Raw genomic sequence first — 14,328 nt, 5'->3', positions numbered from 1 at the left:
TAAAATAACGCAAGTAATCGTATTTTCAGAAACGACTGATCGAACCACCTCCCCCGGAGCTTCCACCTCCCCAAGAGCCGCCACCGCCGCCGCTAAAACCTCCGAAGCCACCACCGCCACCCATAATAATAGGGCCGCTACCACCTCGGTGTATGCGGTCGATGGTACGATTTTTCTTCTCTGTATACCCGCAACTCTTACAGCGGTATACATCTTCGGCCAGACCTTCCGAGAAACGAGTCGCTTCCCGGATCACTTGCTGCCCCATATACACAAAGGTTTTCTTTCCACAACGGGGGCATACCTTCGGACGATACTTCAAGTATGCGATAAACGCAGAGAAGCCGATCATCCCGATAATCCCCACCACGAATATCCACATAAAATCATCATCGGACGAGGAAGAAGTGCGGTTGCCAGTCATGCCTGCCCGTTCATAGTCGCTGGACATTAAATACTTGGTCACCGCCATGACTCCTTTCAACATGCCGGCACTATAATCCCCGGCCTTTAGATCGGGCATCATATACCGTTGCTGAAGCCGGTAGCAAATCGCATCGGGGAGGACACCCTCGATACCATATCCCGTCTCGAAAACGACCGAACGTTGGGAAGGTTCCGTCACCAACTGGATCAATAAACCATTATCCTTGCTCTTTTGTCCCAATCCCCAATGTTTGAATAGATCCGTGGCGAACATCCGGGCATCCTGATCCCCGATGCTATTCACGGCAACGACAGCTACCTCGATACCGAGACTATCTTCCACTACATTTAATAATTGATTGATACGTGCCGCGTCATCCGGGGTAATGATACCATCCGGATTACTGACATGGTTCAACCAGTTGGAAAGACGTACGTTCGGAATGGTCTCGATCGAATAATCCTTTGCCGCGAAAATAGAGGAGGCAAAACCAACCAGCAATAAACTGATCCATAAAAGGCTTACCGGACACTTGCGCCTAGATCTTATATTCTTTATCTCACTCATTCAGCGAATGGCTATTAGAATTCTACCTTAGGAGCCTTTTCCGCACCGGATTCAGCGGCGAAATAAGCTTTCGATTGGAAGCCGAACATTCCGGACAAAATATTGTTCGGGAATTGGCGAATATAGGTATTATAAGACTGAGCTACCTCGTTAAAACGTTTACGCTCTACCGAAATACGATTTTCGGTCCCTTCCAATTGCGCTTGAAGCTCCATAAAGTTTTGATTCGCTTTTAAGTCTGGATAACGCTCTAAAACAAGCATCAAACGGGAGAGGGCATTTCCTAACTCACCCTGTGCGGACTGGAATTTCTTCAAGGATTCCTCAGTAAGGTTAGAAGGATCAATCGTAGTCTTCGTCGCCTCGGCACGAGCGTTGACCACACCTTCTAAAGTCTCTTTCTCATGTGCGGCGTATCCTTTTACCGTATTTACCAGATTCGGGATCAAATCCATACGGCGTTGATATTGGTTCTCAACTTGACTCCATGCGGTTTTCACGCCTTCGTCTTGAGTTACCATATTATTATACACGCCTTTCACCCAAAAGAATAATATCGCTACGATAGCGATGATAATCCATACAACTTTGTTCTTAAACATCTTTGCCTTATAATTTATTGATTATACATAATGAGGCAAAGCTATATAAAAAAATCGGATTATCCACATAGCGATTGGCGGCTGCTTATAACTGCGATTGTTAGCTGCTTATAATGGGCATTGTAACATCCTTATATTGCCCATTGTTAGGACCTCATACTGGGCATTATAGGAAAGAGCTTGCCGTGATGCTGCGGATGGAAGCCTACCGCATAGATTCTATTTATCTTCCCATAGATAAAACTGATCAATGAAATCCAAGGCTTTTAGGGTACATGTAAGTGAATTGTTCTATATTTGCACTTAATAAATCTAAATAAATATAGTTATGCGTAAAACAATTTATGCTAAAATGACGGCATTACCGGTAGGACTCTGCGCTTTAGCCTTTGCGGTTACCTCGTGCGGTTCTTCCGAATACAAGAAATTTGCCGACAATGAAGGTAAGCAAGTGGCCTCTATCCTGCGGGAAAACGACTGTTTGGCCTGCCACTCTGAAAATGCGCCTCTGCCATTTTACGGTAATTTACCGTTGATCGGTCCCGTAGTACAGGCAGACATGAAGGAGGCCGTTCACTATGTGGACTTGACTGCTATGGTGGAAGCCTTGGAGAACGGGCAGCCCGTTTCAGAGGTTGATTTGGCGAAGGTGGAGAATACGGCCCTAAGCGGCTCTATGCCCCCGGCTAAGTATTCCCATATGCCGATGCACTGGGGAACCAGCCTTGACGACAATGAGAAAGCGGTGATCATTTCATGGGCGAAGAATGTCCGTAAAGATCGTTTCACGACCGAAACCGTAGCGGAAGAATTTAAGAATGAGCCTCTTCAGCCTCTAATGAAGAGCTTGCCTACAGATCCGGCGAAGGTAGAGTTGGGTTTTGCCCTGTATCATGATACTCGTTTGTCTGCGGACAATACGATCTCTTGCGCTACTTGCCACGGATTGAACACAGGTGGTGTAGACCGTAAGCAATATTCGGAAGGTATTAATGGACAGTTCGGTGGTGTTAACGCTCCGACCGTATATAATGCGGCGCTTAATTTCGTTCAATTTTGGGACGGACGTGCGGCAGACCTAAAAGAGCAAGCGGCTGGTCCTCCATTGAACCCAGTGGAAATGGGTTGTACCTCATTCGACCAGATTTGCGAGGCTTTAGCGCAAGATAAGGATTTCACGAAGAAATTCACGGAAGTGTATCCGGAAGGTTATTCTCAATCTACGATCACGGACGCTATCGCTGAATTTGAGAAGACCTTGCTTACGCCGAGTCGTTTCGACAAATACTTGATGGGAGATAAAAACGCGCTTACAGCGGAAGAATTAGAGGGCTATCAACTATTCAAGGACAATAAATGCGCTACTTGCCACGTTGGTGTAAATGTCGGTGGTCAATCTTACGAGTTCATGGGTATCAAGAACAGCTATTTCGATTACCGGAATACAGGGTTGACGGACGGTGATAACGGACGCTATGCCGTGACTAAGAAAGAATCCGATCGTCATAAGTTCAAAACCCCGACACTTCGTAACGTGATGCTGACTTATCCGTACATGCACGACGGAACGGTAGCCTCTGTAGAGGATGCGATCCGTATCATGCATGAGTTCCAGATCGGAAAGGAGATCAATGATGTAGAAGTTGAAAAAATCGTTGTTTTTCTAAGGACTTTGAACGGAGAATATAATGGAAAAATGCTTCAATAATTGATTAAAAAAGGTACATGTCCTTCCGCTTGTTCTACATATTACTTATATTTGCCGCAGTTAAGTGTGGAGAAGGAATATGGGCACAGGAGGAAGGACTTGCTTCGTATTACCATCATCGTTTCCACGGCAGGAAATCATCCAGTGGAAGGGTTCATGATAAAGAAGAATTAGTCGCCGCGCATCGTACGTATCCTTTTGGTACTTTTTTAAGAGTCACGAACTTGGAGAATATGAAAAGTACCATTGTATGCGTGACGGATCGTGGACCTCGTTATAGAAAACGAATCATTGATGTATCAGCGAGCGCCGCCGAGATATTGGATTTTATCGATAAAGGTGTCGCTAAGGTACGGATAGAAGTCGTTCCCGGCCCCTTAGACCTCCGCTATCTGGACTTGATCTATCCTAAGATTCCTTATCTGGATATAGATTATTTACGTCCGGATCCACCTTATAGGGTGAAATTCACGAAATAAATTTAATATAATGAAGCAAATACTTATCACCGGGGGCGCCGGCTTTATCGGTTCTCATTTATGTGCCCGTCTTTTAGAAGAAGGAAATGAAGTAATTTGTCTGGATAACTATTTTACGGGAAGTAAGGAGAATGTGATTCCTCTGCTGAAAAATCCACATTTCGAGTTGATCAGGCATGATGTTTCTATACCGTTCCAAGCCGAGGTCGATGAGATTTATAATTTGGCATGTCCCGCATCCCCAGTTTATTATCAAATAGATCCGATACAGACGATCAAGACATCCGTGTTAGGAGCGGTCAATATGTTAGGTCTGGCAAAACGGGTGAACGCTAAGATATTACAAGCATCTACCAGTGAGGTGTATGGAGATCCCATGATACACCCGCAGCCGGAAAGCTATTGGGGAAATGTCAACCCGATAGGGCCTCGCTCTTGTTATGACGAGGGCAAGCGTTGCGCTGAGACCTTATTTATGGATTATCATCGCCAAAACAAGGTTCGCATTAAAATCATCCGCATCTTTAATACGTATGGGCCTAATATGAGTACGAACGATGGCCGTGTCGTCTCTAATTTCATTATACAGGCATTACAAAATAAGGACATTACGATTTATGGGGATGGAAACCAAACTCGTAGTTTCCAATATGTAGACGATTTGATCGAGGGGATGATTCGCATGATGAATACCTCGGATGATTTTACCGGCCCGGTAAATATCGGAAATCCGGGAGAGTTCTCGATGAACGAGTTGGCCAAGATCGTGATCCGTTTGACAAACTCCTCCTCTAAGATCGTATACCGCCCGTTGCCGGGAGACGATCCCAAGCAACGTAAGCCCGATATTACATTGGCCAAAGAGAAATTAGATGGGTGGGAACCTACGGTTTGTTTGGAGGAAGGATTAAAGAAAACAATATTATACTTTAAATCTCTCTAATAAATTTCTAATTTGGCCTAAGAGTATTCTAACTAAATATTCATAAGCGATAAAAGAGTGACTTCTACCTTTGCGTAAAATTTAACGCAAATGGACAGACGAGTCACTCTTTTACTTTTTTTATCTCTTCTTTTCTCTGGGGCGAAAGCCTCTGTTGTCTCCCTCTCCTTGAAAGAGTCCGAGCAACGTTTCTCTGAACACAATCTGGAAGTGATAGCCGAACGGTATAATATCGATATAGCCGAGGCCCAAGTAGTACAGGCCAAACTTTTCGAGAATCCCGTGGTCTCTTTGGAGCAAAATGTTTATAACCGGTTGAACGGACGTTACTTTGATTTCGGGAAACAAGGGGAAACGATCGTAGAGGTGGAACAGTTGATCTATATTGCCGGTCAGCGAAACAAACGTGTCCGTTTGGAGAAAATCAATAAGGAAATGGCCCTTTACCAATTCGAAGAGGTATTGAGAACCCTCCGGAGCGAGTTGAAGGAGAAATTCATAGCGCTTTATTTCACCCGGAAATCCCAATCTATTTACGATCGTGAGATTGATTCATTGGCTCATCTGTTGGTGGTTCTCAAGGAGCAGAATGAGAAAGGGAATGTTTCTTTATTAGAGAAGTCCCGTATCGAGGCCCTATTACTCTCTTTACGGCAAGAGCGGAATGATATCGCCAACCAAGTTATCTCCCTTCAAGGAGACATGCGGCTTTTACTAGGAATATCCGGCAATGATACCTTCGAGCCGATATTCGATGAGTCTGTGTTGAACCAGATCGATATGGACTCCGTTCCTTTCTCTGAATTGACCTCTTTATTATACGAACGTCCGGATCTTAAGTTGGCGCAAGCAAGCGTCAAGGCTTCGGAGGCGGACGTGAGATTACAACGTTCCCTCGCTTTCCCGGAAGTGAGCGTAAAGGGTACGTATGATAAGGCGGGTAACTTTATCAATGATTATTGGGCGATCGGCTTGAGCGTCTCTCTCCCTATATTTAACCGGAATCAAGGGAATATCAGGGCGGCGAAAATATCCGTCGCTCAAAAGGCCCATAAGGAAGAATACGCCCGTCGACAAGCCGAGAATGAGTTATTCACCAGCTATGCCCGATTGGAAAAGGCGATTCAGCTTTATCGTTCCTCAAACTATGGATTGGAGAAGGATTTCGCCTTGATTATCGAAGGCGTGAACTTGAATTTCCAAAAACGGAATATCAGTCTCCTTGAGTTTATCGATTATTATGAGACCTACAAAACAACCTGCTTGCGACTTTACCAAACTCAAAAAGAAGTGTTACTGGCCTTGGAGGAGGTAAATACCGTAACGGGTAGCCATGTATTCAACTATTAAAAGCAAATCAAACGATATGAATAAGCATCTAATCACATGCATCCTTTTAGTACCCTTGGTATGTTCCTGCGGGAAACAGGCGACCACCTCGGTCGATACCCGGGAACCTTTACTATTAAATGACAGTTTACAGGAGATTATAACACTGGATACGGTTCGTGACACACCATTAACCAACGAGTTGTTGCTCAATGGCCGTGTCAGTTTCAATCCGGAGCGAGTGGCCCATGTGTATCCGATGTTTGGTGGAAATGTCACCTCCGTTCATGCGGAAGTTGGCGATTACGTAGGGAAAGGAGATGTCCTAGCAGTGATCCGGAGCGGCGAGATCGCTGATATCGACAAGCAGCGAAAGGAGGCCGAGCATCAACTGGCTATCGCTAACCGTAACTTGGAGGCTACCCAAGATATGGCCCGGAGCGGTATGGCTTCCGACCGGGACTTCCTGCAAGCCCAGCAAGAGCAAGCCGATGCCGATGCCGAGACCAAACGTATTCAAGAAATGTATTCCATTTATAACATAACAGACCCATCTACCTATGTGGTGAAAGCGCCGGTCTCCGGCTTTATCATCGATAAGAATATAAACCGGGATATGCAGATCCGTTCCGATCAAGGGGAGGAGATGTTTACCATTTCCGGTCTCGACGATGTCTGGGTGATGGCCGATGTCTATGAGGGAGATATCAGCAAGGTAAAAGAGGGGGCTACCGTTCGTATCACCACTTTGGCCTATAAGGATATGGAGTTTACGGGAACGATCGATAAGGTCTATCATATGCTAGACCGAGAAAGTAAGACCATGAGCGTAAGAGTCAAATTAAGGAACGAGAAGTATATGCTTAAACCCGGAATGTTTACGAACGTATATGTACAGAGCGCGGTAAAAGGAGAAAGTATGCCTTGCGTAAACGCCCATGCCGTTATTTTCGAGGATGGCAAAGAATACGTTGTCTATGTCTCGAAGGAGGGATATTTGCAAATGCGTGAGATCTCGGTGTATAAGCAAACCGAGAAGTTCTGTTACCTGCGATCCGGCTTGAAGGATGGGGATCGGATCGTAGATCGGAACGCTCTCTTGGTGTATAACGAATTAAAGTAACCGGACGATATGCATACATTCATAGATAATATCATAACGTTCTCCCTCCGGAACAAATTCTTTATCTTCTTCTGTACCACGATCGCCGTAATCGCCGGTATCACCAGCTTTATCCATACGCCGATCGATGCGTTTCCGGATGTGACGAATACGAAGGTGACGATTATCACCCAATGGCCGGGCAGGAGCGCCGAGGAGATCGAGAAGTTTATCACGATCCCGATCGAGATCGCCATGAACCCGGTACAGAAAAAGACGGATATCCGGAGCACGACCCTTTTCGGTCTTTCCGTCATCAACGTGATGTTCGAAGATAAGGTGGATGATTTCTTCGCCCGTCAGCAAGTTTATAATCTCTTGAACGACGCCGACCTGCCGGAAGGGGTCACGCCGGAAGTGCAGCCCTTATATGGTCCGACCGGCGAGATCTTCCGCTATACATTACGTAGCGATAAGCGTTCCGTCCGGGAATTGAAGACCTTGCAGGATTGGGTGATCGAGCGGAAGTTGCGGGCCGTACCCGGTGTAGCGGATATCGTCAGCTTCGGAGGAGAAGTAAAGACTTTCGAGGTTAGCGTCAACCCGAATCAACTGATCAGTTACGGGGTAACGACCTTGGAACTTTATGACGCTATCGCAAAAAGTAATATCAACGTAGGCGGCGACGTGATCACGAAAAGCTCGCAAGCCTATGTCGTGCGGGGTATCGGCTTGATTAACGATGTAAAAGAGATCGAGAACATCGTCGTAAAAAATATCAATGGCACGCCAATCCTTGTCAAGCACTTGGCTACCGTACACGAATCCAGTCTTCCCCGCCTAGGGCAAGTGGGCCGCATGGAGGAAGATGATGTCGTACAAGGCATCGTTGTCATGCGAAAAGGGGAGAACCCCGGCGAGGTAATCGCCGCCTTGAAGGATAAGATCAAGGATATCCAACAAAACGCCTTGCCGGAAGACGTGCGAATCGTATCGTTCTACGATCGTGAGAATCTGGTAGATCTGGCGGTCAAGACCGTAACACATAATCTGGCGGAAGGTATTCTGCTGGTAACTTTCATCGTATTAATCTTCATGGCGGACTGGCGTACGACGGTAATCGTGTCGATCATTATCCCGTTGGCACTCCTCTTCGCCTTTATTTGTCTCCGGGCGATGGGGATGAGCGCCAACCTCTTATCTATGGGAGCGATCGACTTCGGTATTATTATCGATGGCGCCGTCGTGATGGTGGAGGGGCTTTTCGTGGCATTGGACCGGAAAGCCCGTGAAGTAGGTATGCCCGCTTTCAATTTGATGAGTAAGATGGGTATTATCCGTCATACGGCGAAGGACCGTGCGAAAGCGGTTTTCTTCTCTAAGCTGATTATCATCACAGCCTTGGTCCCGATCTTCTCTTTCCAGAAGGTGGAAGGAAAGATGTTCAGCCCGCTCGCTTATACCTTGGGGTTCGCCTTGTTGGGAGCGTTGATCTTTACGTTGACATTGGTACCCGTCCTCTCTTCCATGCTATTAAAGAAAGAGGTGCGTGAGAAACATAATCCGTTCCTTGCGTGGATCAATCGGAAGTCGATCGGTATTTTCGACTGGTGTCACGCCCGTAAGAAGCGGACGATCACGTTCGCCACGCTGGTAGCCGCCGTAGGTATCTGGTGCTTCACCTTGTTGGGCAGCGAGTTTCTCCCGCAACTGAACGAGGGCTCTATTTATATCCGTGCGACCTTACCGCAAAGTATATCTTTGGATGAATCCGTTACGTTGGCCAACCAGATGCGCCGGAAGTTGGCGGCTTATCCGGAGGTTCGTCAAGTCTTATCGCAAACCGGCCGACCGAACGATGGCACGGACGCGACAGGTTTCTACAACATCGAGTTCCATGTGGATATATATCCAGAGAAAGAGTGGGAAAGCGAACGCTCGAAAGCGGGCCTGATCGAGAAGATGCAAGAGGATCTGGCGATCTATCCGGGCGTGGATTTTAACTTCTCGCAGCCTATCTCGGACAATGTAGAGGAAGCGGCCAGCGGCGTGAAAGGTTCCATCGCCGTGAAAGTCTTCGGTAAGGATCTATACGAGTCGGAGAAAAAGGCGGTAGAGGTTTTCAAGGTCTTGGAGACCGTAGACGGTATCGAGGATCTGGGCGTTATCCGGAATATCGGCCAGCCGGAGCTACGGATCGAGTTGAACGAGTCTCGTTTAGCCCGCTACGGCGTGGCCAAGGAGGATGTACAATCCATTATCGAGATGGCGATAGGAGGTAAGAGCGCCTCCCTGCTTTATGAGGACGAGCGTAAGTTCAATATCATGGTCCGCTACGAATCTGCTTTCCGCCGTAGCGAGAATGAGATAGGCAAGATACTGGTTCCGGCAAAGGATGGTTCCATGATTCCTATCCGCGAGCTGGCGGATATCCATACGATTACCGGCCCGTTGATTATCTACCGGGATAACCACGCTCGTTTCTGCGCCGTGAAATTCTCGGTCCGGGGCCGCGACATGGGTAGCGCCGTGGCTGAAGCCCAGCGGAAAGTGGAGAGGCAGGTAAAGCTCCCCGAAGGCTATACCTTGAAATGGACCGGAGATTTCGAGAACCAACAACGGGCTACCAAACGCTTGGCCCAAGTCGTCCCCGTAAGTATAGCGATCATCTTCGTGATCCTATTCGTCCTTTTCGGCAACGCCCGGGATGCCGGACTGGTCTTATTGAACGTGCCTTACGCCGCTGTCGGAGGTATCTTGGCCCTATTAATCACGAATTTCAACTTCTCGATCTCAGCGGGTATCGGCTTTATCGCCCTCTTCGGTATCTGTATACAGAATGGCGTGATCATGATATCGGACATCAAGAATAACCTGCGGGAGAGGCATCCTCTGGAAGATTCGATCAAGATGAGCGTGAAATCAAGGGTACGTTCCGTATTAATGACCGCCTCCATGGCCGCTATCGGCCTGCTTCCGGCCGCCTTGAGCCACGGTATCGGATCGGAAAGCCAGCGTCCCTTGGCGATCGTGATCATTGGCGGATTAATAGGGGCCACGTTCTTCACCCTCTTTGTCTTTCCGCTGATGGTGGAGGCTTTTTATCGACGAATGCTTTACGATAAGAACGGTAAATTAGTGCAACGTAGGTTGTAATTGCTATATTTGTAGCAAGAAAGTCCGGAACTATTAGGGAGGGCGACTGGAGTTATTATGCGAAAGGATTATACTTACTGATCTTTTCACGGCTGTGAAAAGATCATATCACAGAGGTGAAACGATCGTATCACAACCGTGAAAAGAACGTTTCACCTCTGTGATACGATTAGCATCACCCTAAGTACGCATTATTAATGATGGACATTCTTATTAATACATACGATACAATGGCGAAGATATTATTAGTAGAAGACGAGGTAAACATCGCCTCTTTTATAGAAAGAGGCTTGCGGGAGTTCGGACATGAGGTATATGTCGCTTATGACGGTGCCGCTGGTTGGGAACTGACACAGAAGAACGATTTCCAATTGCTGATTCTGGATATTATAATGCCGAAGATGAATGGCCTGCAACTTTGCAAACAGTACCGGCAACGGTTCGGTTACCATGCCCCCGTGATCATGCTGACCGCCTTGGGAACCACCGAGGATATCGTTAGCGGGCTGGATGCCGGGGCGGATGATTATCTGGTAAAACCTTTCAGCTTCCAAGAGCTCGAGGCCCGCATAAAGGCGTTATTACGTCGATCGGGAAACGAATCCGTCCATATGGCTCTTCGGTGCGGGGATCTGGTCTTAGATCCTCCAAGCCATCGGGCTATACGGAATGGGCAGGTCATCGATTTGACCGTAAAGGAATATAGGCTCTTGGAATATTTCATACAGAACCAAGGAACGGCCTTGAGCCGGATGAACTTGCTAAAGAATGTCTGGGACAAGGATTTCGATACCAATACGAACGTGGTCGATGTTTACGTGAATTATTTGCGCACGAAGATAGACAAGGACTTCGAACCTAAGCTAATCCATACCGTGGTGGGTGTGGGCTATATGATGGAAGCATGAAGACAGGAAACAAGATCGCTCTCTTTTACTCGGCCATTACCATAGGCGTGATAGCCGTCGTGACGCTTGTCTTCTATTGGGTTTCCACGAGCTATATCTCTCGCCTGTACTATTCTTACCTGACGGAAAAAGCCTATGCCACGGCACAGAAGCATTGGGAGAAGGACGAGACCGACGACGAGAGCTATGCCCGTATCCAACAGCGTTACGAGGAAACCCTTCCCGTCGCTACCGAGATATTGCTGAACGCCGATAGCTTGGAGACCCGCCAAGTGCTGTCCCGTTATCTGGACGCCACGCAGGTGAGATCTCTATACCAAGAGGATATCGTTCACTTCAAGCACGATACGCAAATGGGAGCGGCTTTGTATTATCCCGACAACGAGGGGAATTTCATCGTGATTGTCCTTTCCGGGAATCAGTATGGGATGGATATCCAGCATCGGATCGGCTGGCTGTTGCTGGGATTGATATTGGTTAGCTCGGTATTGATCTATTTTGTCGGCAGACTATACGCGACCCGGATGGTAGACCGGATCGACGCTGCTTACCAAAGTGAGAAAGCGTTTATCAGCAACGCCTCGCATGAGTTGAACAATCCACTGACAGCCATTCAAGGCGAATGCGAGATCAGCCTGCTGAAAGAGCGCTCCCCGGAGGAATACCAAGCGGCATTAAGACGTATCGCCACGGAGACGAGCCGTATCATACAATTGATCAAACACCTGCTGTTCCTGTCGCACGGGGATAAGGAGATCCAGAAAAGCGCGATGGAGACGATCTTCCTAGCGGACTTCTTGATGCAGTTCTCCTCGGCCCGGATCTCGTTCTCCCCGGATAATTTCTCTTATATGATCAGTGCCAATCCCTATTTATTGAAGATAGCGATCAAGAATATCTTGAGCAACGCCTGTAAGTATTCGGACGATAAATCGGTAGAGATGCGGCTTCGAGGCAGTGTCTTGACCATATCCGACCGAGGTATCGGCATTCCTCCCGAGGAATTGAAACGAATCTTCCAACCCTTTTACAGGGCGAGCAATACCCGGGAATACGCCGGGCATGGTGTCGGGCTAAGCCTCTCGCTACGCATATTGAGCACCTATGGGGCGAAGGTGAATATTATTTCTGATCTAGGGGTTGGGACGAGCGTGGAGATCGACTTTGGGTAGCCGTCAGGTATTCCTTAGCCGGACCTGTTATTTCGACAGACTCCGGCGTTACCCCTACCGCCTCTTCCGAAGATATAAGTCCGCGATCTACCAAGCGATCCAGTATTACCCTGTAAAAATCCTCATAATACGGCTTCAACCGCAACCCGTCGAAGCAATAGCGGACCTGTTTGGGCTTGGGGATAATGCTGGCCATAAAAATGCACTCGGCAAGGTTTAACTGGGAAGGTTCCTTCGCGAAATAATAACGTGAGGCCTCGGCGGCTCCATAAATCATGGGGCCCCATTCGGCGATGTTCAGATAAACCTCAAACATCCGCTCTTTAGAGGTCAGATGATCGCTCTCGATCAGCCATACGATTAACATTTCCTCCAGCTTGCGGGCGATCGTCTTGTTACGGCTCAAGAATACATTCTTCACCAATTGCATGCTAAGCGTACTGCCGCCACGGGCGAAACGTCGTTCCTTGATATCCTGTATCAACGATTCCCGGATAGCGCTTGGAATAAAACCGTTGTGATAAAAGAAGCCGGCATCCTCACTCTGCATGATCACTAAAGGAAGATAACGGGATACGGCGTTGAACGGGCGGAAAGAGGGATTCGCCGGACCGATCTCGAAAGAGCGTACCGGCTCGCCTTGCTCATAGACGGTATATTCAAATGGCTCATTCATCTTCCGCAAATCCGTATTCCCATAGGCAAGGATCTGGAAGTCCTTCGCTTTCAAAGTAGATTCCAAGATCAAGCTGTCTACCTGTCCGAAATCCAAATCCAATCGGAAATGATAGGAGAGGGTACCTTCTGTTCTCAGGCCTTCCAGATTGTAGAATAAGCCTTTAGGCAGGGAGGAGAACAGTTGATCCGCAGGGAAATCCCTTTTATTCACAGAGGCCGTGATTTGCCAACTGGTATCTTTAACGATCTTCAGATAAGGATGGAAATCCAGATGATTAAACCGGATATCACTGACGCTATCTAATTCGATATAGTTCTTACCGATGTTTGTCCGGAAGTGTATAGAGCCTTTATCCAGTAAGACCGTGTCCGGAGATATACGCTCTTGGTGGATGGTAAGCCCGCTCACATAGGCGCTTCCGAGTAAGGATTGTATGTCTTCTTCTATTTTAGGTCCCTTAAGCTCGAAGGCCAAGGTGTCGAAACGTACCGATGCCCCCCAACGATATTCCAGAAAAGGAAGAGGAATCTTCGTATGCTCGTCGGCGTAGAGACGGGCTTTCACGAGTCGCTCCTTATCAGAGAGAGAGCCTTCGCAAATCCATTCGCTACGAACTCCGTTCTCCGTGCTATTTATATGCGTAGAGAATTGATTGTTAGTAAGATTGAGTTCGGGTATCTCTAGTATTAGTTCATCTCCTTTATTACTATAAGAAACACATAAATCATGTACCAAGGCATTTCCGGGCAATAAATTGAAAAGGAGACTAAGGGAGCGTTCAGCCTTGCGTGCGTAATCCCGTTCCTTATCATCTACAGCTGTTTCCTCCAGCTCACCTGGGTGATTCGATGGTTTATAAAGGAAATCAAAATTAGCTCTCTCTCCCTTCTTAATAAAATGAATATGCAAATTATCCGCTTGTACACTCTCTATGGAAGGGGTAAGTAGCAATAATCTGCCAAGCTCCAGTTTCGCTTGAAGCCTGTCCGCATGTATCAACGTATCAGCATCAATCGGGATAACGGTCAATCCCTCCATACGTACGGTACTCAGCCCCACCAACCGGATCTTATCATAGCGTATGTCAAGATGATGCCTTTCGGCAAGTTTACTCAATTTATGTCCCGCATACGCCCCTAAGATCAGGTCGATGCCCCAAAATGCCATAAACAAGAGAAAGCCAATAAAAATAAGAACTGCTATAAAAGATCTTTTATGGGATTGATTCATGCTCATCTATATTGTTACCCAGCGGA

The 14,328-nt window shown here is 47.3% G+C and carries 11 protein-coding genes; 8 read left to right on the top strand and 3 right to left on the bottom strand.

Annotated features, from left to right (window positions below; translation table 11 throughout):
• Positions 1–25: 25 nt before the first annotated feature.
• On the bottom strand, positions 26–994 hold the full coding sequence (locus NBH07_RS02800) for a TPM domain-containing protein (RefSeq protein ID WP_009017425.1): 969 nt from the start codon (positions 992–994) through the stop codon (positions 26–28).
• A 14-nt stretch (positions 995–1,008) separates the two neighbouring features.
• Entirely contained in the window at positions 1,009–1,596 is a 588-nt protein-coding gene (locus NBH07_RS02795) for a LemA family protein (RefSeq protein WP_005857030.1), read from the bottom strand.
• Positions 1,597–1,924: 328 nt separating this feature from the next.
• On the opposite strand from NBH07_RS02795, the gene NBH07_RS02790 reads away from it, so the two are divergent.
• From NBH07_RS02790 to NBH07_RS02755, 8 genes are all read left to right on the top strand, one after another.
• A complete protein-coding gene (locus NBH07_RS02790) occupies positions 1,925–3,304 on the top strand; it encodes a cytochrome c peroxidase (protein WP_009017426.1) in 1,380 nt (459 codons plus the stop codon).
• A gap of 17 nt (positions 3,305–3,321) precedes the next feature.
• A complete protein-coding gene (locus tag NBH07_RS02785) occupies positions 3,322–3,783 on the top strand; it encodes a septal ring lytic transglycosylase RlpA family protein (protein WP_005857026.1) in 462 nt (153 codons plus the stop codon).
• 10 nt (positions 3,784–3,793) lie between these two features.
• The gene (locus tag NBH07_RS02780; protein ID WP_009017427.1) at positions 3,794–4,726 is read left to right on the top strand and encodes a UDP-glucuronic acid decarboxylase family protein; all 933 of its coding nucleotides are present in this window, start codon (positions 3,794–3,796) and stop codon (positions 4,724–4,726) included.
• A gap of 90 nt (positions 4,727–4,816) precedes the next feature.
• Positions 4,817–6,076: a TolC family protein gene (locus NBH07_RS02775; protein WP_008772185.1), complete on the top strand. Its 1,260-nt coding sequence runs from the start codon at positions 4,817–4,819 to the stop codon at positions 6,074–6,076.
• A 16-nt stretch (positions 6,077–6,092) separates the two neighbouring features.
• On the top strand, positions 6,093–7,178 hold the full coding sequence (locus NBH07_RS02770) for an efflux RND transporter periplasmic adaptor subunit (protein ID WP_034526997.1): 1,086 nt from the start codon (positions 6,093–6,095) through the stop codon (positions 7,176–7,178).
• 9 nt (positions 7,179–7,187) lie between these two features.
• Entirely contained in the window at positions 7,188–10,313 is a 3,126-nt protein-coding gene (locus tag NBH07_RS02765; RefSeq protein WP_009017428.1) for an efflux RND transporter permease subunit, read from the top strand.
• Between the two features lie 230 nt (positions 10,314–10,543).
• On the top strand, positions 10,544–11,221 hold the full coding sequence (locus tag NBH07_RS02760; RefSeq protein ID WP_005857016.1) for a response regulator transcription factor: 678 nt from the start codon (positions 10,544–10,546) through the stop codon (positions 11,219–11,221).
• Positions 11,218–12,393: a sensor histidine kinase gene (locus NBH07_RS02755; protein WP_009017429.1), complete on the top strand. Its 1,176-nt coding sequence runs from the start codon at positions 11,218–11,220 to the stop codon at positions 12,391–12,393. The genes NBH07_RS02760 and NBH07_RS02755 overlap by 4 nt, the downstream gene beginning before the upstream one ends.
• Here the strand turns inward: NBH07_RS02755 and NBH07_RS02750 are convergent.
• Complete coding sequence (locus NBH07_RS02750) at positions 12,344–14,302, bottom strand: biosynthetic peptidoglycan transglycosylase (RefSeq protein WP_156682658.1); 1,959 nt, start codon at positions 14,300–14,302, stop codon at positions 12,344–12,346. The two genes, NBH07_RS02755 and NBH07_RS02750, sit on opposite strands and share 50 nt — an antisense overlap.
• Positions 14,303–14,328 lie beyond the last annotated feature (26 nt).

Origin of the sequence: Parabacteroides sp. B2-S-102 (genome assembly GCF_023656665.1) — a bacterium.
GTDB lineage: Bacteria > Bacteroidota > Bacteroidia > Bacteroidales > Tannerellaceae > Parabacteroides > Parabacteroides distasonis.
Note: the sequence above shows the minus strand (reverse complement) of the source record. Positions and strands in the feature narration are given on the sequence as shown.

Excerpts from the sequence above, each read along its gene's own strand:
- NBH07_RS02775 (WP_008772185.1), top strand. The coding sequence starts at position 4,817 with ATGGACAGACGAGTCACTCTTTTACTTTTTTTATCTCTTCTTTTCTCT.
- NBH07_RS02800 (WP_009017425.1), bottom strand. The coding sequence starts at position 994 with ATGAGTGAGATAAAGAATATAAGATCTAGGCGCAAGTGTCCGGTAAGC.
- NBH07_RS02755 (WP_009017429.1), top strand. The coding sequence starts at position 11,218 with ATGAAGACAGGAAACAAGATCGCTCTCTTTTACTCGGCCATTACCATA.
- NBH07_RS02765 (WP_009017428.1), top strand. The coding sequence starts at position 7,188 with ATGCATACATTCATAGATAATATCATAACGTTCTCCCTCCGGAACAAA.
- NBH07_RS02790 (WP_009017426.1), top strand. The coding sequence starts at position 1,925 with ATGCGTAAAACAATTTATGCTAAAATGACGGCATTACCGGTAGGACTC.
- NBH07_RS02770 (WP_034526997.1), top strand. The coding sequence starts at position 6,093 with ATGAATAAGCATCTAATCACATGCATCCTTTTAGTACCCTTGGTATGT.
- NBH07_RS02780 (WP_009017427.1), top strand. The coding sequence starts at position 3,794 with ATGAAGCAAATACTTATCACCGGGGGCGCCGGCTTTATCGGTTCTCAT.
- NBH07_RS02785 (WP_005857026.1), top strand. The coding sequence starts at position 3,322 with ATGTCCTTCCGCTTGTTCTACATATTACTTATATTTGCCGCAGTTAAG.
- NBH07_RS02795 (WP_005857030.1), bottom strand. The coding sequence starts at position 1,596 with ATGTTTAAGAACAAAGTTGTATGGATTATCATCGCTATCGTAGCGATA.
- NBH07_RS02760 (WP_005857016.1), top strand. The coding sequence starts at position 10,544 with ATGGCGAAGATATTATTAGTAGAAGACGAGGTAAACATCGCCTCTTTT.
- NBH07_RS02750 (WP_156682658.1), bottom strand. The coding sequence starts at position 14,302 with ATGAATCAATCCCATAAAAGATCTTTTATAGCAGTTCTTATTTTTATT.